The 17852-nt window shown below is 59.9% G+C and carries 17 protein-coding genes; 1 reads left to right on the top strand and 16 read right to left on the bottom strand.

All coding sequences use genetic code 11. The features are described 5' to 3' along the window. Positions 1–114: 114 nt before the first annotated feature. The 13 genes from ASH01S_RS08690 to ASH01S_RS08630 form a co-directional block, all read right to left on the bottom strand. Complete coding sequence (locus ASH01S_RS08690; protein ID WP_245628998.1) at positions 115–1014, bottom strand: M50 family metallopeptidase; 900 nt, start codon at positions 1012–1014, stop codon at positions 115–117. Between the two features lie 11 nt (positions 1015–1025). Further along, positions 1026–1859 (bottom strand): murein hydrolase activator EnvC family protein, encoded by an 834-nt coding sequence (locus ASH01S_RS08685; RefSeq protein WP_067926592.1) that lies wholly within the window; start codon positions 1857–1859, stop codon positions 1026–1028. A gap of 227 nt (positions 1860–2086) precedes the next feature. Then, a complete protein-coding gene (gene minD / locus ASH01S_RS08680) occupies positions 2087–2884 on the bottom strand; it encodes a septum site-determining protein MinD (RefSeq protein WP_067926589.1) in 798 nt (265 codons plus the stop codon). A 105-nt stretch (positions 2885–2989) separates the two neighbouring features. Beyond that, entirely contained in the window at positions 2990–3673 is a 684-nt protein-coding gene (locus ASH01S_RS08675) for a septum site-determining protein MinC (protein WP_067926585.1), read from the bottom strand. A 74-nt stretch (positions 3674–3747) separates the two neighbouring features. Continuing rightward, a complete protein-coding gene (gene mreD, locus ASH01S_RS08670) occupies positions 3748–4272 on the bottom strand; it encodes a rod shape-determining protein MreD (protein WP_067926583.1) in 525 nt (174 codons plus the stop codon). Next, positions 4269–5111, bottom strand: a complete 843-nt coding sequence (gene mreC, locus ASH01S_RS08665) for a rod shape-determining protein MreC (RefSeq protein ID WP_245628997.1) — start codon at positions 5109–5111, stop codon at positions 4269–4271. The genes mreD and mreC overlap by 4 nt, the downstream gene beginning before the upstream one ends. A 123-nt stretch (positions 5112–5234) precedes the next feature. Beyond that, positions 5235–6269: a rod shape-determining protein gene (locus ASH01S_RS08660; protein WP_067926577.1), complete on the bottom strand. Its 1035-nt coding sequence runs from the start codon at positions 6267–6269 to the stop codon at positions 5235–5237. Between the two features lie 50 nt (positions 6270–6319). Beyond that, entirely contained in the window at positions 6320–7006 is a 687-nt protein-coding gene (gene radC / locus ASH01S_RS08655) for a RadC family protein (RefSeq protein WP_067926574.1), read from the bottom strand. A gap of 184 nt (positions 7007–7190) precedes the next feature. Next, positions 7191–7427 carry a DUF4321 domain-containing protein gene (locus tag ASH01S_RS08650; RefSeq protein ID WP_067926572.1) on the bottom strand — a complete coding sequence of 79 codons (237 nt, stop codon included), beginning with the start codon at positions 7425–7427 and terminating at the stop codon, positions 7191–7193. Between the two features lie 117 nt (positions 7428–7544). Continuing rightward, complete coding sequence (locus ASH01S_RS08645; RefSeq protein ID WP_067926569.1) at positions 7545–8651, bottom strand: hypothetical protein; 1107 nt, start codon at positions 8649–8651, stop codon at positions 7545–7547. Positions 8652–8869: 218 nt separating this feature from the next. Beyond that, a complete protein-coding gene (locus ASH01S_RS08640; RefSeq protein ID WP_067926566.1) occupies positions 8870–9859 on the bottom strand; it encodes a resuscitation-promoting factor in 990 nt (329 codons plus the stop codon). A 211-nt stretch (positions 9860–10070) separates the two neighbouring features. Beyond that, positions 10071–11072 (bottom strand): type IV pilus twitching motility protein PilT, encoded by a 1002-nt coding sequence (locus ASH01S_RS08635; RefSeq protein WP_067926564.1) that lies wholly within the window; start codon positions 11070–11072, stop codon positions 10071–10073. Further along, positions 11063–11641 (bottom strand): prepilin peptidase, encoded by a 579-nt coding sequence (locus ASH01S_RS08630; protein WP_067926561.1) that lies wholly within the window; start codon positions 11639–11641, stop codon positions 11063–11065. The genes ASH01S_RS08635 and ASH01S_RS08630 overlap by 10 nt, the downstream gene beginning before the upstream one ends. Before the next feature lie 186 nt (positions 11642–11827). Between ASH01S_RS08630 and ASH01S_RS08625 the strand changes: the two genes are divergently transcribed. Continuing rightward, positions 11828–12010, top strand: a complete 183-nt coding sequence (locus tag ASH01S_RS08625; protein WP_067926558.1) for a hypothetical protein — start codon at positions 11828–11830, stop codon at positions 12008–12010. A gap of 113 nt (positions 12011–12123) precedes the next feature. Here the strand turns inward: ASH01S_RS08625 and murC are convergent, their stop codons facing one another. Genes murC through ASH01S_RS08610 form a run of 3 tightly spaced genes read right to left on the bottom strand, consistent with a single transcriptional unit; the run spans position 12124 to position 17572 of the window. Beyond that, on the bottom strand, positions 12124–13533 hold the full coding sequence (murC, locus tag ASH01S_RS08620) for a UDP-N-acetylmuramate--L-alanine ligase (protein ID WP_157067061.1): 1410 nt from the start codon (positions 13531–13533) through the stop codon (positions 12124–12126). Between the two features lie 28 nt (positions 13534–13561). Continuing rightward, a complete protein-coding gene (locus ASH01S_RS08615; RefSeq protein WP_067926552.1) occupies positions 13562–14875 on the bottom strand; it encodes a bifunctional folylpolyglutamate synthase/dihydrofolate synthase in 1314 nt (437 codons plus the stop codon). Between the two features lie 36 nt (positions 14876–14911). Next, positions 14912–17572, bottom strand: coding sequence for a valine--tRNA ligase (locus ASH01S_RS08610; RefSeq protein WP_067926549.1), 2661 nt, complete (start codon positions 17570–17572; stop codon positions 14912–14914). Positions 17573–17852 lie beyond the last annotated feature (280 nt).

The following is a 17852-nucleotide window of genomic DNA, read 5'->3' as shown; positions in this document are numbered from 1 at the left end:
ACCCGCGACCGTGACCCTGACTTCTCGGTTCGGTTTCCGGCATGTGTCACTTCCATTCCCACAGGTAGTCGCCCACCACAAAACCAACGCCGGTGACGCTAAACGATGCCCTATTCATGGCACGCGCTTCATCCACATCTCCAGCGTGTCCAACCAGCGGCCGTCAAACACGGCTGCAAGCAGCTCATCCTCCTCAAGGATGGTCGCGACCTGACCGCTGGCACCGAGGACGTACACCATGTGGTAATGGTCGGGCGAAAATCGCCGCACGACGTCCCGCACCGTGGCTTGTGCCGGTGCTGCAAAGGCGCGAACCTCCAGTGTCTGCCGCCGTTCGCTGCGACGTTTGGCATCCAGGAAACGAATGGTCTCCACACGGATGTCTCTCATCCCGCTCCATGCCGTGATCAGAAGGAAGGCGGCCAAAATGACCATGCCCAAGTGCGGCATGCCCGCCCACATAGACACACCGCCCAGAATCACCAGCACAATCGCGAGCACGAAAGCCACACCGTACACCTCCTGAGTCGCTTGCTCGAATCCGATTTCGCGGGCGCGGGCGGCGCGCAGGACTCGGCCCCCATCCAAGGGCAACCCAGGTAGCAGGTTGAACACAACCAGCCACAGATTCAAGCGTACGACCTCAGATGTAAACTCGACCGACCAAAGACCGCCTGCATCCAGGCCATAAGATACGCCTATCAGCAGGACATTGACCAGCGGCCCGGCAATCGCAATCAAGGCCTCGTCTCTGGGAACAAATCCAAGCCGCCCATAGGCCAGCCGCGCCACCCCGCCAAAGGGGAGCAACGATATCTCTTCCACCTCGTATCCCAGGTAATTGGCCGCCATGGCGTGTCCCAACTCGTGCAGCATCACGAGGATGAAAAGGACCACCATGTTCCTCCAAAAGCCGATGATTACAGCCAACAGGAGCAGAGCCAGAAACAGGGGATGCACCCGAATGCGCGCCAGGATCCCCCAGGTGGATGCGCTGGGCCACCGGGAAGCCAACAAGCTCCCCCTCATGCTTCCTCGCTCGACCAGACGATGTAGTCATGCGGATTTACAAATTTCCCATCTTGTTGGAAGGCAAACTGGAGAGTAGGATGGCCGTTTTTGCCCAAACGACCAATCAGCTGTCCAGAGGCAACCGACTGCCCCTTGTGAACCGTCACGGTCGCCAAGCCGTCGTACAGCGTGCTCCGCCCACCACCGTGATCGATAACGACAAGGTATCCGCTGGAATCCTGATGCAGCAATCGTGATACTGTCCCGGAGCCAGCGGCTAATACCCCTTCATTGGCCTTGCCCGAGATGACCATCCGTGGATGTTGGGCGGAAAAGTCGACCGTCACGCGCCCCTGCATGGGCACGTGATAGTGCAGCGCCGCGGTACCCAAGACCGGCACGTTCAGATGATATTTTTCGGCTATCCGGTCGAACGCCGCCGTGACTTGGCTGCTGTAGTCATCGGCAAACGCCCGTTCAAAGGTCGCCTTCACCTGGTGGCCAAGCACAGACTTGGCGTGAACGCCGTACCAGCCAAGGCCAATCATGACTACCGCCAAGAACCCCTGCAGCAACCAGGTGGTTTCACTTTTCTGCCGGGTCGATCCGCTCGTCTTCCGCGCTGTGCTGCTCGATGCTACAAACCGTTTGTGAGTGCGCGGTGTTATGCGTTGCCACGTCCGGCTGTCCACCTGTTTGAGCGTTCCGTCCTGGTCCGCAAACCCATAGGGAGAACTCTCCTCGGACAGCCAGCGCACATAAACCGCCTTGTCGTCCTCGCTCGAACCCGCCCTGCGACCGGGCCTGCCATCCGCGAGTTGATCGTCCCGGGATGCGTGCAGCGACATCCACGGATTATCTTCCAAGGGAGGAAATTCAGAGCCAGAAAGCGAGGATGGCCCCGCACCAGGGGAAGCTTCCGGCTTGGGATTCCACCACGACCGCAACGATTGGCGACTGCGGAGCATATTCCCTATCCCCTCTCCACATCGACTGCCGCACCGGATGGTACCGCGGTGCCAGTACATTCGTATGACGGAGTGTGGACGAGTATGCGTGAGCAGTCGCCAGGACCCTATGACCGGCCACCCATCAAGCGCCGGATCCGTCCCCAAAAACCGGGTGCGTCCTCAAGGGACATGAGTGGGACCGAGTCGCCAAGGATGCGGCGCGCGATATCCCGATAGGCGATGGACGCCTTTGTATCCGGCCGCACGACAGTCGGCTCGCCCTTATTGGCGGTCCGGATGATGGCCTCATCATCCGGCACAATCCCCAATAGGTCGATGGCCAATACCTGCACAATCTCGTCAATATCCAACATGTCCCCGGCCTTGACCATGTTTGGCCGGATGCGGTTCACCACCAGTTTCGGCTGACGCAGCCCCTGCGCCTCCAGCAGCCCGATGACCCGGTCGGCGTCGCGCACAGCCGCATTCTCCGGCGTTGTCACAACAATCGCCTCATCCGCTCCTGCCACCGCGACCTTGAAGCCGTGCTCAATGCCTGCGGGACAATCGATGATGACAAAATCATGCTGCTCCTTGAGCTGATTCACAATCCGTTTGACCGCATCGGCAGAGAGCGCGGTCTTGTCCTTGGTCTGCGAGGCTGGAAGCAAATACAGCCGGTCAAACCGCTTGTCCTTGATCAGCGCTTGCTCCAATCGACATTCCCCGGAGGCCACATCCACCAGGTCATAGATAATGCGGTTCTCCAATCCCATGACCACATCCAGGTTACGCAGGCCAATGTCCGCGTCGACCAAGCAGACACTGCGCCCCAACAAAGCCAGCGCGGTGCCGATGTTCGCTGAAGACGTGGTCTTGCCCACGCCTCCTTTGCCCGACGTGATGACAATCGCAGTGCCCATCCGCGTCCCCCCAAACGTCTTCGCTCCGCGTCCCCATCACGGCTCACAACGCCGGTGCAGTTCGACGCAACTTGATCCTTTTCTCCATCGCCTTCAACCAGCATGTCAGCGCCGCAACGACGGAAGAAAGTGCATGCGCCCTACCGCCATCCCGTTCTCATGCACGTAGGCCAGTTCCATGAAGGTCCGAAGGCGCTTCCCCTCAGCCCGGGGCGCGTGTCCTATGTAATCCGCTATCCGTACCTGCAAAGGGGCGAACTCCGCCGCCCCTACCACAGCCCGAGTGTCCCCCTCGACCCCGGCGTGCGCAATGCCATGTAACCGGCCGAACACAAAAATGTCCCCTGTGGCGGCGATTTCACCGCCGGGATGGACATCCCCCACGACCACCACGTCACCGTCGAACAACAAGCTTTGACCCGACCGCACCGTCCCCTTGTAGATGGACTGCTTGACGCCGGCGGTCGGATTTCGAAACAGCAGCCGGCGTGCCACCGTATGCGCTCCAAATTCCTGAAGGATAAAGTTCTCCTTTTGTAAAAACTCTGTCAGCAGCGCCTGGCTCTGCGACCGCGTCAACGCCCGCTCGCCATAATCCACAAAGACGGGAATCTCAGGTCCATCAAACAGACTGGACCCTACCCCTGTGAGCAGATCGTGCAAGTGATGCAGCAATTCGTCGAATGAGCATCGGTCATTCAATAGGAACAAGAGTCCATCGCGTACGCCCTTGACTGCAACTGGCGGCTTGGGTCCCATTCTGGTCTGTTCCGTCATGTTTGTAGCCATGAAACTCCCCCCTGCCCCTGCTCACCGACACGGCTTGTCAATTCGCGATCGTGTTCAAAAATCCTGCTCATGCCTCAGGCGCTCCCTCCATCTGCCTCGGGTTCTGGATACCGTCTCCGTTTCCGAGGGACGAGCAGCCGGACCAGCCAGGGATAAAGAATCAATAGGGTGACCCCGTCAATGATCATCTGTGCCAGGGAATGACGCAGCACGACCTGCCCAGTGTACCCTGTCACGTCAAACAGCCGTTCCAAACCGTATGTAATCCAGACGTTGATAAACGTGAAAAAAATGGTCACGAGAAAGGTGATGGCCACATTGCGGTGCAAAAACTGAGCGAACACCGTGCCAGCAAAGTATCCGATGACGGCATAGGTGAACGCATTGAGGCCGATGAAGGTGCCGTACACGATATCCTGGCATAGGCCAACCAAAATCCCTAAAATCAACGCAGTTTTTGGCCCTCGAGTGAGGGCGACAACCACCATGACCACAATCACCAGGTCCGGTTGCACCACGTTAATAGGCGGGACTTGAAACACCGTCGCCTGCAGGGTAAGGGCCGCCCACAACAGAATAAAGGCGATCCCGTTTCTCATGCGTGGTCCCCCGATTCCACCACGAACACGTCGCGCAGGTATTGCAGGTCTGCGCTGGGCTTGACCGTCGCAGACTGGGTGAGTCCTTGCCTGCCACCGCTCACGGACTGCACCCGGCCAATCACGATATCCGGCGGATACACCGTGCTTAATCCAGAAGTCACCACGGTATCCCCCGGCTTCACATCGGCCAGCGGCGACAGAAAGTCGAGCTGCAGCGTGCCTGTCCTTCCCGTAGAACCTGTCACCACCCCGAAGGGAGGCTTCTTGCTGCCGTTTTGCACCTCGGCTGAGACTCCGCCACCCACCTCCGCATCGGTGACCAGGATGACCTTGGAACTCTTGCGCGCGGTTGTATCCACGCGCCCGACCAAACTGCCATCTGGACCGATGATCGGCATATTTTCCTTCACACCGTCCGCGCTGCCCACGTCGATGGTGATCACCGCGTTCCATTGTGAGGGGTCGCGTCCAATCACGTGAGCGGGGAGCAGATGATACCGGTTCGCAGGGGACCGTTTGAAACCGAGCATCTCCGACAGACGCTGGTTCTCCGCCTCGGCGTCCGCCAGTTTTGCCTTGAGCGAGGCGTAATCCTTTAGTTCATTCTGCAATTGCGCGTTTTCGACGTACATCTCGTGTAGCGCGTGGATACCGGACAGAAAAGCCGTGGCATTGCTGACTGGCCGATACAGCCACGCGGCCACTGTGTTCTGAACGTCCATCACGACTCGCTCGGGCCACGACGCGGCGCGATTGCGCTCCCTCAAGGTGAGCCCCGCAATGGCAATGACCAGGATTAAGCCCGCGAGCAGAATAAACAGCCTACGGTTTGTCAATAGACGGGACACCCGCATCCCACTTTCTGATCAGGGTATCGCCCGCTTCCGCAAAGCCACGAAGCGGGCGCTGGGACCTCTCCCCACTGTGAGTCGATTCAGGCCATCGTCGCAGCCTCTCCCTTAAACCCGGCCCGACACGCGTCGGCCCGGGTGGCTGCGACGACGATAGACATCGTAGTTGTCCAGGGCCTTCCCCGTGCCCACGGCAACACAGTCCAACGGATTTTCCGCCACGATAACCGGCATCCCCGTCTCATCAGAGAGCAACTTGTCGAGATTACGCAGCAGTGCGCCACCGCCAGTCAGTACGATGCCGCGGTCCATGATGTCCGCAGCCAGCTCTGGCGGCGACTTTTCCAACGTCACTTTCACGGCGTCCACAATCGATCCGACCGTGTCCGCCAGGGCTTGGCTGATCTCCGAAGACGAGATCGTAAACGTCTTTGGCAGCCCCGTCACCAAGTCCCGGCCGCGGATCTCCAGACTCTCCTTTTCCCCCATATCCAGCGCGGTACCGATGGTCAATTTCAGTTCCTCGGCCGTGCGCTCCCCAATCATCATGTTGTATTCTTTTTTGATGTATTGAATGATGGCTTCGTCCATCTCGTCGCCAGCGACGCGGATGGAACGGCTGGTGACGATGCCGCCCAATGAGATAATAGCCACTTCAGTGGTACCACCGCCGATGTCCACTACCATGCTGCCCGTGGGCTCTCCGACCGGGAGACCGGCGCCGATAGCGGCGGCCATAGGTTCTTCGATGGTCTGTGCGTCTTTCGCCCCCGCCTCCATGGCAGCCTCTTCCACAGCACGTTTTTCCACCGCTGTGATGCCTGACGGCACGCTGATCATCACCCGCGGTTTGCCGGACCATGAGGACTTGTTGCGCATTGCCTGGCGAATGAAGTGCCTGAGCATCGTCGCTGTGGTTTGAAAGTCGGCGATAACCCCATCCTTCATTGGCCGCACGGCGATGATGTTGCCGGGTGTCCGACCAATCATCTGCTTAGCTTGCTCACCCACGGCCTCAATGGCCCCCGTATCCGTACGGATGGCGACCACCGACGGCTCGCGTACGACGATGCCTTTCCCCTTCACATATACCAGTGTGTTCGCGGTGCCTAAATCAACGCCCATGTCCCGTCCAGCAAACATCTAGATTCCAAACTCCTCTCGCACAGGCTGTGATTCTCCTCATCCATCGTTCATCCGCAGTATCCTTGCGCGCGCAAACTGGCAAACCGGCCATCGCCGACGACTATGTGATCCAGAACATCGATGCCCAACAACCTGCCTGCCTCACACAGCCGCCTGGTTACCGCGATGTCTTCCGGACTGGGCTGCGGATCGCCGCTGGGGTGGTTGTGGATACATAGAATCGCAGACGCACTACGCTTGACTGCAGATTTGAAGATTTCCCTGGGGTGAACAATGGAAGCATCCAGGCTCCCCATGGAGATCAATTCTTCCGCAATGACACAGTGTTTGGTATCCAAGTGCAAGGTAATAAAGTGTTCCTTTTTAAGGTGCCTCATCCGGTCCATAACATACTCGGCCGCGTCCTCCGCGCTGCGGATGCGCAAGCGACGGGCACTGGGCCGGCGTACGATGCGACGCCCAATCTCGACCGCGGCTGCGATTTGCAGGGCCTTGGCCGTCCCTATCCCCGGTATCGAGACAAGCTCCTGCACCTCACAATCCAGCAACCCGTACAAGCCCCCGACGGACTGAATAACCCGTCTCGCCAATTCCTGCACCGGGATGGACCTGGATCCCGTTTGCAGAATGATAGCCAAGAGTTCGTCGTTGCGCAGGGCCTGAGCGCCACACCGCAGCAAACGCTCGCGCGGTGCATCTGTGTCCTCCAAGAGTGAATGCGCCTGTTTGGTCATACGCCCCTCCCCCTATCTCCGTGTGCCCCCTGCACCTATCCAAGGTCGCAGGCGGTCAAGCGGTACACAAACATAAGATAGGGGAAGCAGAAAGCGAAGCCAAACCGATTCCATTATAAATCTATCCAACTGTCCGTGGATGTGGCGAGTGTTCAACAAATTGACGTGACTCGGCCGGCGAATCCTACTTACGCCGCCGCCCAAATACCAATGCAGCCACCACGCCGACCAAGGTAAGCCAGTTGACACGGAACGTCAGGTCAAGCGAGAAGCGCAGAAACGACAGGTCCCCGCTTGGATTCATCCGCACCACCGCCTGCCTTGCCAGCCAGGGCACCTGATGCGCGAGCAGTTGCCCCGCCACCGTACCGAGAATGGCCCCCAGCAGCATGTAGACGACGATGCCCAACGATCCGCGCAACGAAACCCTTCCTTCCTCGTGAAGTTCTGTCGGACAGCCGTCTACGTATTTCGACAGGAAGTAGCAAATCCCTTCCCAAAACAGATGGAAACACATGAACAAACGGAGAACAAGGTCTCAATCCTTCACCTTGAACGCGGACAACTGAATCACCCTGCTGTAAAAGTTGAGAAGGTCGCTTATTGCGGCCTGACCATTGTCTCGTTTCATAGCGTCGAATGCCTCGCGCAAGGCCCTCCCGGCCTTGGTCAGGTTGTCCGCATACCCGCTCGCCGCCAACACGTCCGGCTTGGGCCATGAGCTGAGAGACACACGATAGGCTGCCAACGCGTCCCGCTCCGGCGCACCATCCGACAACACCGCGACCAAAGCGTTAGCCGCGCTCGCAGCTGCTCCCAGCCAAGTGGAGAGCGCATGTACATCCGCTGTGGTCGCCGTGCTCGCCGTTCGCACCGAGCGCGCTGGCACAACGACAGTGTGCACCGACGCAGGGATTCCTTGTTTGTGCAAACGCGCTTCATGAGCACGCAGACTGCCACTGCGGACGGCTGCGTCCACCACGAGGCGATACGGGGAAGTCCCTATCACGGTGGCCGACACTCCCCGCTTGCTATACTTGCCTCTTGCCGCAGCGGCTGCGTCGTGGCTGCGGTATTCACCGATCTCCAACACAGACAGATGCACAGCCGGAACCTGTAAGGGTATCCCGGTCATTTTCACCACCGTGGCGCGGATGGGCGCAGGCTGTACCGAGTGATCCTGAGGCAAAGGCAGGTTGGGCCGCATTTGATGGAACAGAATCAAGCTCAGGCATCCCAGAGCCATCCCAAACCCCAGACCGACTCGAAAACTTTCAGCCATCCTGGCGCGGCGTCGGTTGCTCTTGGCCGAGCGGGAGCGCGCCAGAGCCGGCGCCCCCGTATCGGCCAACTGGTTTAAAAACGACTCCAGCCATCTGAACCACCTGAACCACGCCTGCCTTATGCGCGGCTTTCCCTTGCTTGGAAGCACAGCCGGGTTGTCCGGTACCTTTGCGAATGACTGCCGTGCAGCCGCTCCCCGGCCCGACCGCTCACCTTGCCGCGGCCGATCAGAGGGATCTTTCCTCGGCTGCACCTCATCTCCTATCACCCACTCTTTGTCACCGACACGAACCACGACCGGTTGAGAACGACCGTGATCACGTTGACCGTCTGCTGCGAAATAGGCGCGATGGATTGCCATGTCGCACGGTTCTCCCTTCGTGGCGAGCCGCCAGGAGGTTCTGGTCCTAGCCCTTTTGAGGACATCCTATGAGAACCGTCACTACCGTATGACGTGGACCGCTTCAGATGATAGAGAATGGGAGCCAGCGGTCTCAGTGCCGCTGACTCCCATCTGCACGTGATATGGAGCCATCCCAGAGCTACCATGCCCGTCAACCGGGCGCGGCGAACCCTCGGCTAGGAAAGCACATATACCGTGACCGGCCGAACCCCCCAGGATCGGGCCTCGCTTTCAGTGGATACACAGATGTCAATCCGATTCCCATGTATCGCTCCTCCCGTGTCGGCCGCCACCAGCTTCCCGACACCGGGGATATATAAACGACTTCCAAGTGGAATCACCGCCGGGTCTACCGAAGCCACTCCGGGCCTTGCCGGAGATCCGTTTGCGGTCCGGCCTCCACCCACATAGGCGGTCGCCGTCATCACCAATTTACGCGCAAACAGCGGCGCCCCTCCCCCTCCACGAGACGACAGGGAAGCGGAGCGGGACACAGTTGGGCGCTCCCTGGTGCCGACCAGGACGATCTCATGAACAGGTTTGCGCAACACCTTCTTGGTGACTTTGGTGCTGACCTTACGCCCATCGACGAACTTGTGGGTTGTGAAAACCTCTTGCAACCCTTTCACACCGTGCGTCAGCACTCGCTGCTGGCCCTCGTACAGTTGATCTGTCATCCGACGCTCGGTCTGAAACGGTATCGATGTTCGAGAGGTTGACGTACGAGTCTCGACGCGATAGATCCGCACCCATTCCCCTTCATTCAGAGGTTCATGCAACGGTTTGCTGACGATGTCCTGCTTATCCATCTTAATGCCGCTCCGTCGCAGCATCTGACCTACGGTCAGCGCCGTGGTCTGCATATCGCGAGGCACTCCACCGTCTACAAGATGGACAAGCTTGGCCCGCTGCACCGTAACCTCCATGCCATCGGTCACCGGCCTATCCGGCTCAGGAACGACCTTGTCATCCGGGGTGAATGTAACCCCTTGGCGCCTCAAAAACGACCTCACCGAGCCCGATCCAAATCCGTGTACAACCCTGCGTTCTCCGTTGTCCTGAACGGTTACCGTTTTGTAAGCCGCGTCGGCCGTCATGGCCGATCCACCAAACAGAGCGAACACCGCGGCCGAAACGTACAGAACCTTTGACTTCGGGATACGCACTCCATCACCTCTCCTCAATCCTGCGCAGGAAAGGTTGCCAGATCTAACGCCGAGACTGTGGCTAGTATAGCGGCTGTCCAGAGTGAATGCAATCCAGCCCTTTCCGTTTCGAGTCGCTTCGACGAAACCCCTTCCCTGCCGCTGTACACAGCCTCTTTCCGACACGGCTCCAGGAGGGGCATCGCAGCGGCTCACTTTTCATCCTATGCACTCACAGAGACGGACTTGATTCAATCAAACCACCATCCAACAGCTGCTGGATGTGTGCAGCGAACGTCTGCATGCCGTGCACCCGACCCGTCTGCATGACCGACCGCAACTGATGAGTCTGTCCCGTGCGGATGAGGTTGGTCACCGCGGGCGTGTTGACGAGCACCTCCAGGGCAGGAATCAATCCGCCCGCTCGCGCTCGCAAAAGACGCTGCGCGACAACCGCCCGCAGGACCGAAGCCAGTTGCCAACGTACCATATCCCGTCCCTGGTCCAAACTGCCCAGAATGCGTTCAACCGTCTGGACCGCATCGCCGGTATGCATCGTCGTCAATACCAAGTGCCCCGTTTCCGCGGCAGTCAAGGCAACCTCCATGGTGGAGACGTCGCGCAGTTCGCCGATTAATATCACATCGGGGTCTTGCCGCAGAGCGGTCCGCAGCCCGGAGGTGAAGTCGCGCGTGTGCGTGCCCACCTCGCGTTGATCAATGCGCGCCTGCACCGGATCGTGCACAAACTCAATCGGGTCCTCAATCGTTACGATGTGCCACGGATGCGCCTGATTCACACAGTGGACCAAGGCCGCCAGTGTGCTGGACTTCCCGCTGCCCGTGGGTCCTGTCACCACCACCAGCCCCGGCTGGTTAGCCAGCATCTCAAACCAGGCCGGTAAATGCAAATCGACCAAACTGGGGACACGAGCCGGCAGCAGCCGCAAAGCCAGACTCCAGCCTTGATGGGTGCGGTACAAGTGGCCGCGAATGCGCACGAAATCGGCCATACTGCAGGAAAAGTCCATCTCATCATCCCTTGCCCACCCCCGCCTGTCCACGCTTGGCACAAGCTCCTCCACCATCCCGAGGATGGCCTGGGCAGGCACCGGAGTTGAGGGGATAAACTCGAGGCGCCCCGAGACGCGGAGGGCGGGAGAAACACCGGAACCCACGTGGATATCGGAGGCGCCCCGTGCCAGCGCGTATTCAATCCACTCCTTCAGGCCCATAACGTCCCTCCAAGGCTCGCCAAGGGGATATACAGCGGCAAGAGGTGCGGCACCAACCTGAAGCACAACCCGCAGCCAGCCAGCAGAAAGGGAGCAAAAGGAAACGGTTGTCCGGCCCGCAGGCGCCCCAAGCCCCATAACAGTCCCCCGCACAGTGCCGCTGTGGAGAACGCCAGCGTCAAGGCGACCATGCCCAGCACCGGCCCAAACACAGCACCGATGGAGAGGGCCAGCTTGACATCCCCCCAACCCACCCCTCCGGTCAGCCACGCCAGCAACGAGAGCCCTCCTGCACACACGGCCAGACCCAGCAAAGGTCTCACCGGCCCCTGCCTGGCCAAGGTTAGACCCAGCACGAACAGCACTAGCGCGCCAGGTAAGGTGAGCCAGTTCGGAATGCGCATGCAACACAGGTCCCAGACGGCGGCCACCCATAACAAAAGCCAGAAGGTGCACCAAAGCAGCGATTGCGACCAGGTGTGAGTTCCCAGGCTCCAACTCATCAGCTCAGCCGTCGCCCCAGAGGCCCCGGCAATAGCCAAGTATCGCCATCGAATCGCGTCGAGCATCTTGCCCCTCCTACCAGTCATGCTAACTACAGTTTCGTCAACAGAGGCCGAATCGCCTGTTTTCAATCGGAGGTTTCTTACTAATCTTGGGAATTTAACCCCTCGTTTTGAACGATGTGGTATACTTTTGCTAAGGGCTCCTGGAGATGAGCCGTCTGTGCGGCTTCACGATTGGGAGGGACAACATTGAACTTTCTGCGCACTCTGGTGTGGATGAGCATACTGATGATAATGTTATGCGTCGCGCTTGTGTTCGTAGGTCTGCTGTTGAAGGCTGCTCTTGTCTTGGCGCTGCTGGCGCTCGCCTATTATTGGTTTAGCCATGCGCGGGCCAAGCGGCGAAAGACGGAGCCAAGATGGCGGCTGTAAACCAGGTCCGGGGCGAACGATGCTAAACACGAAGGGAGGTTCCGCGCTGAGTATGGCGCGGAACCTCCCTTGCTGCAGGTATGGTCACATCCGATGAATCCCATGATTGCTGTTCATACAATCGCGTTGGCTTCACGGTTGGTGAGCTCCTCGCCGAGCCGACAGGCTACCTGCCAAATGTCGCCGGCTCCCATCGTCAACACCAAGTCTCCCGGGCGAACGCTGTCCCTTAAATAGTCGAACACCTCGTCCTTGGTTCTGAGAAAGCGCACATGTGGATTGCTCTGGGCGCGTATCGCATCGGCCAATCGCTCCGCCGTGACACCTTCAATCTTCTGCTCCCCAGCCGGTGAATAGATGTCGCATATCACCACTTCATCCGCGCCGCGAAACGCCCGGGCAAAGGCATCGAACAGAAAATAAGTGCGCGTGTAACGCTGCGGTTGAAATACAGCGACAATCCGCCGACCTGTCGACTGGGCAGCGGCGATGGTCGCTGCGATCTCGGTCGGGTGATGGGCATAGTCGTCCACCACCAAAACGCCGCCAGCTTCCGCCATCACCTGAAAACGTCGTTTCGCTCCGTGAAACTCCGCCAATGCGGCAGCCACATTGGGAAACGGCAAACCGGCCGCACGCGCGACGGCGATGGCGGCTAATGCATTCATGACATTATGCAAACCGGGCAGTGACAACTCCAAGGGACCCAGGTGCTCCTCACGGCGGTACACCTGACAACGGCTGCCTCTATCCAACAATTCAATGTCCTTTGCCACATAATCCGCCGCGGGGAGAGCCTCCCCTTGTTGTTCAACAGCAACCGACTCCACGCGGCAATGCGCCTTGCCGCGCAGACGGGCGAGGTGAACGTCATGGGCAGAAATCACGCATAAGCCGTCCGGATCGACCTGGGTGATGAACTGCTGGTAAGCCCGCAGCAGATTGTCAAATTGACCGTCATAATGCTCCAAGTGATCGGCCTCAATGTTGGTAATGACGGCTATATGTGGGCGGTAATGTAAAAAGGAGCCGTCACTTTCGTCAGCCTCGGCGACAACAAACCGGCCACGACCCGCCTTGGCGTTGCCACCCATATTGCGTACGACACCGCCGATGACAAAGGTGGGATCCAGCCCGCACCTTTCCATCACATACGCGATCATCGAAGAGGTCGTTGTCTTACCATGTGCGCCGGTTACGGCCACGCCAATGCGATCCTGCATCAAACGGGCCAACATTTGCGAACGATGAATGACGGGAATGTTGCGCTCCTGGGCCGCTTGAATCTCGACGTTATCCGTAGACAGCGCGGTGCTGTAGACGACAATGTCCGCACCCTCGACGTGGCTGGCGCGATGACCGTGGTATACCGTGGCTCCACGCTGCGCCAAGCGCTGTGTCAGTTCCTGGCTGGCCACATCTGACCCAGACACACGGTAGCCCAGGTCCAGCATCACGCCGGCGATCGCGCTCATGCCGTACCCGCCAATGCCGACAAAGTGTACATGCTCCCTTTCGTTCACAGGCCCCACCGTCCTCATATCCAAAAAGTCAATCTAGCATCTGTTGGATAGCCTTCCTCGCCTCATCCACCGTATACAACGAGCCCCAGCAGCAAGTGGGGCGCGCACTCTTCCACGCGCTGGCGAGAGCCTTGGCGACCGACCTCTCCACCTGCACGCGAATGTCTGGCCGCATCGCCCGTATCCGCCGCTCCAATTCCTCGGCATCCATGGCGCGAGCGGTTTGCGGCTGGCAAACGATGACCTGCCCAGCGTGCGGGAGCATCGTGCCCATCATCATGGCCGCGTCCTTATCGCGCAATATGCCAATGACCATCAGCCATTCCTCGACCGATACGCCTATGGTCTTGGTGAACTCGGTCAGTGCGGCGGACAGAGACGCTGCCGCCTCTGGGTTATGGGCGCCATCCAGCACGATGGGTACTTCACCATGCCAGTGTACCTCAAACCGGCCCGGCCAGGAAGTCTCCGCGAGGCCTTGTCGCCACTCTTCATCGCTCAGCCGAGGGCAAACTTGCTTTTGCTCACAGACCTCAACGGCCGCCAGGGCGAGACTGGCGTTGGCCACCTGATGCCTGCCAAACAGAGGAAGCGGCAAACCGTCGACATCCCTCGACACCCCACGGTAGTGGATACGCTGCCCAGTCGGGAAAACCTTCTCCTGCACTGCCTGAAAGTGGAGACCGGAGCGCAAACAAGAGGCGGCCTGCCGGCGAGCCACCCGGACAATGACGGGCCAGGCCTCATCGCCGACACCGGTCACCAACGGCACACCCGGCTTGATGATGCCCGCCTTCTCCGCCGCGATGGCCCCGAGGGTGCGGCCCAGCACATCCTGGTGGTCGTGGCCCACGTTGGTGATGACGGTTACCTGCGGCAGCACCACGTTGGTCGAATCCAGGCGCCCGCCTAACCCCGTTTCCCAGACCACGCTTTGCACCTGCTCCATTTGAAAATACAACAACGCCATCAGCGTCAGAACCTCAAACTCAGTCGGCGGGTCGTCGGACAGATCCCGCTCGGCCACACGCCGCACTTGGGCCGCCAGGTCGGCAAAGACAGACAAATCGATAGGCTGCAGGTTGACCTGAAAACGACCGCGAAACCCGTCAAAGGCCGGCGATGTGAACGTCCCGACTCGGATTCTCTGGGACAGAATCGACGAGACCATCGCACACACCGACCCTTTGCCGTTGGTCCCGGCGACGTGAATGAAGTTCAATCCCTGTTCTGGATGGCCGAGGGCGGCCAGGGCCCGTCGCATCCGCTCCAGCCCCGGCCGCATGCCGAAGCGGGCCAATGTCCTCAGCCATGCCAGTGCGTCTGTCATGGTCTCCGCCATAATGTATTCGCCTCGCTGTCCGGGAGACACTTGCCATCAGGAACTGGCCAAGCGCCGGAGCCGCTCCTCCACCGCCGCCAACTTGGCTCGGTACTCCGCTCCCTTTGCACGCTCCGCCTCCACCACGTGAGGTGGAGCCTTGGCGACAAACTGCGCATTGGCCAACTTCCGCTCAACCCTCTGCACCTCAGCCAGCAGGCGCTCGCGCTCGCGCTGCATCCGCTCCCGTTCTATCGCCAAGTCCACCAAATCGGCCAAGGGCAGGGCGATCTCCGCCCCGTTGACCACCGCTGTCATGGCCTGACCGGGCAACTCGATGCCCACACCAATCTCCACCCGATTCAGGTTGCCAAAACGCACAAGATACGGTTCCACGCTTTGAAACAAGGCTTCCGTCCCCGCATCCTGGCAACGGATGGACATCGCCACCGATTTTCCGGGAGACACGTTCAAATCCGCCCGAATGTTGCGCACCGCCCGAATGGCTTCCATGACCACGCGAATCTGACGCACCGCTTCCTCATCGCGAACAAACGCCGTCGCGTCCGGCCACGGAGCGCGAATCAAGGCCTCCCCCGACACCGGCAGAGTCTCCCAGATGCGCTCGGTCACGAAGGGGATAAACGGATGCAGCAGCCTCAGCAGCGTGTCCAGTACAGTCACCAACACCGCCCGCGTCTGCGCCTTGGCCGCTTCGTCCTGGCCGTACAGGGAGAGCTTCGTGAACTCGATGTACCAATCGCAAAACTCATCCCATGTGAAATCGTACAGAATGCGCCCTGCCTCACCCAAATCGTAACGCTCCAGGTGGTCGGTCACTTCGGTCACGACTTCTGCCAAACGCGTCAAAATCCACCGATCCGCAATGGTCAAGGAAGCCGGATCCCATTCGGGCATACCCTCCGCCGGGGGCAGGTTCAGGTAGACAAACCGGGCCGCGTTCCACACCTTATTGATAAAGTTGCGGCTGCCTTGAACCCGTTCGTCGTAGAATCTCTGATCATTTCCAGGCGACGATCCAGTCGTCAATGTGAAGCGCAGCGCATCGGCCCCGTACTGATCAATGACCTCCAACGGGTCCACCCCGTTGCCCAGGCTCTTTGACATCTTACGGCCTTGCGCATCCCGGATGAGCCCGTGCAAAACCACCTTATGGAACGGAACTTCTCCGGTAAACTCAACGCCCATGAAGGCCATGCGCGCCACCCAGAAAAACAGGATATCATAACCGGTCACGAGCACGCTGTTCGGGTAGTAACGCCGCAAGTCCTCCGTATCGGCGGGCCAGCCGAGGGTTGAGAACGGCCACAGCGCCGAGGAAAACCATGTGTCGAGAACGTCCTCATCCTGATGGACCTGCTGGGAACCGCAGTGGGGGCACGCCTGCACCGTCTCCCGGGCCACGCTGATCTGCCCGCAGCCGTCGCAGTACCAAGCGGGGATGCGGTGCCCCCACCACAGCTGCCGGGATATGCACCAGTCGCGCACGTTCTCCAGCCAGTGAACAAACACCTTTGCAAACCGCTCCGGGACAAACTGCAAGCGACCGTCGGCCACGGCCGCAAGTACCGGGGCCGCCAACGGCTGCATGCGGACAAACCATTGCATCGAGAGCAACGGCTCGACGACCGTATCGCAACGGCTGCAGTGGCCGACAGCGTGCGTGATCTCTTCCACCCGCACCAGGTACCCCTGCTGCCTGAGCTCCTCCACCACCCGACGCCGCGCCTCCTCCCTATCCAGCCCCTGATACGGACCCGCAAGCTCCGTCAGGCGGCCGTCGGCCCCGATGCACTGCAGCACGTCCAGGCCGTGGCGCTGGCCGACTTCAAAGTCGTTCGGATCGTGCGCGGGCGTGATCTTCAGGCATCCAGTTCCATACTCGGGGTCTACGTAGGCGTCGGCCAGAACCGGGATCTCGCGGCCCACCAACGGCAGCGCCAGCCGCTTGCCCACCATGGCCGCGTAGCGATCATCGTCGGGATGCACGGCGACCGCCACATCGGCAAACATGGTCTCCGGTCGCGTGGTCGCGATGGTGACCCCGCCGTCCCCGTCGACGAGCGGATAACGCACGTAGTACAGGTGCCCCGGCACGTCGGTGTGCTCCACTTCGATGTCCGACAAGGCGGTGGCGCAGCGCGGACACCAGTTGATGATGCGCTGCCCGCGATAGATCAGCCCCCGCTCATACAGCCGCACGAACACCTCCCGCACCGCCGTCGATAGGCCCTCGTCCATCGTGAAGCGCTCGCGGGACCAGTCACAGGAGGCGCCCAGCCGCCGCACCTGGTTCGTGATGCGGTTGCCGTACTGTTCCTTCCATGCCCACACGCGCTGCACAAATGGGTCTCTCCCCAGGTCGTGCCGGGAAACCCCCTCTTCCTCTTGCAACGCCTTCTCCACACGGGCCTGGGTGGCAATGCCGGCATGATCCGTCCCCGGCACCCACACGGTGTCGTACCCCTGCATCCGTCGGAAGCGGACGATGACGTCCTGCAGTGTGAGGTCCCAAGCGTGCCCCAGGTGCAACTGCCCCGTCACATTGGGAGGCGGCATGACGATGGAAAAAGCGCTGCGCGAGACATCTCCCACAGGCTGAAAGTACCCATGGCCCTCCCAAAACCGATACATGTTCAGCTCGACATCGGCCGGATTGTACACTTTCGACAAAGGTTCATGCGTCGTCTCTGTCATGATTCTCCTCCTGAGTGGGGACGGCCGCGTTGGAGCGCGACCTTCCCTATCGACAATCGAATAGAAATAAGAAAAACCTTTCGCCCATCAGGACGAAAGGTTGCTTTCGCGGTACCACCTGACTTCCCGCACCTCATTCCATGCCGACAGCAACGGGCGAGGCGTGGAGAGATGCGAGCCCTCATACACCGATACCGGGGTGTAGCCGGTCCGAAGACAGCTCAGGGACGACTTCAGCATGCGCTTCGAGACGGCTTCCAGCCTGCGACCGTCCTCTCTG

This window comes from Alicyclobacillus shizuokensis NBRC 103103 (genome assembly GCF_001552255.1).
GTDB lineage: Bacteria > Bacillota > Bacilli > Alicyclobacillales > Alicyclobacillaceae > Alicyclobacillus_G > Alicyclobacillus_G shizuokensis.
The sequence above is the reverse complement of the archived record's forward strand: the minus strand, read 5'-3'. Positions and strand labels throughout refer to the sequence as shown.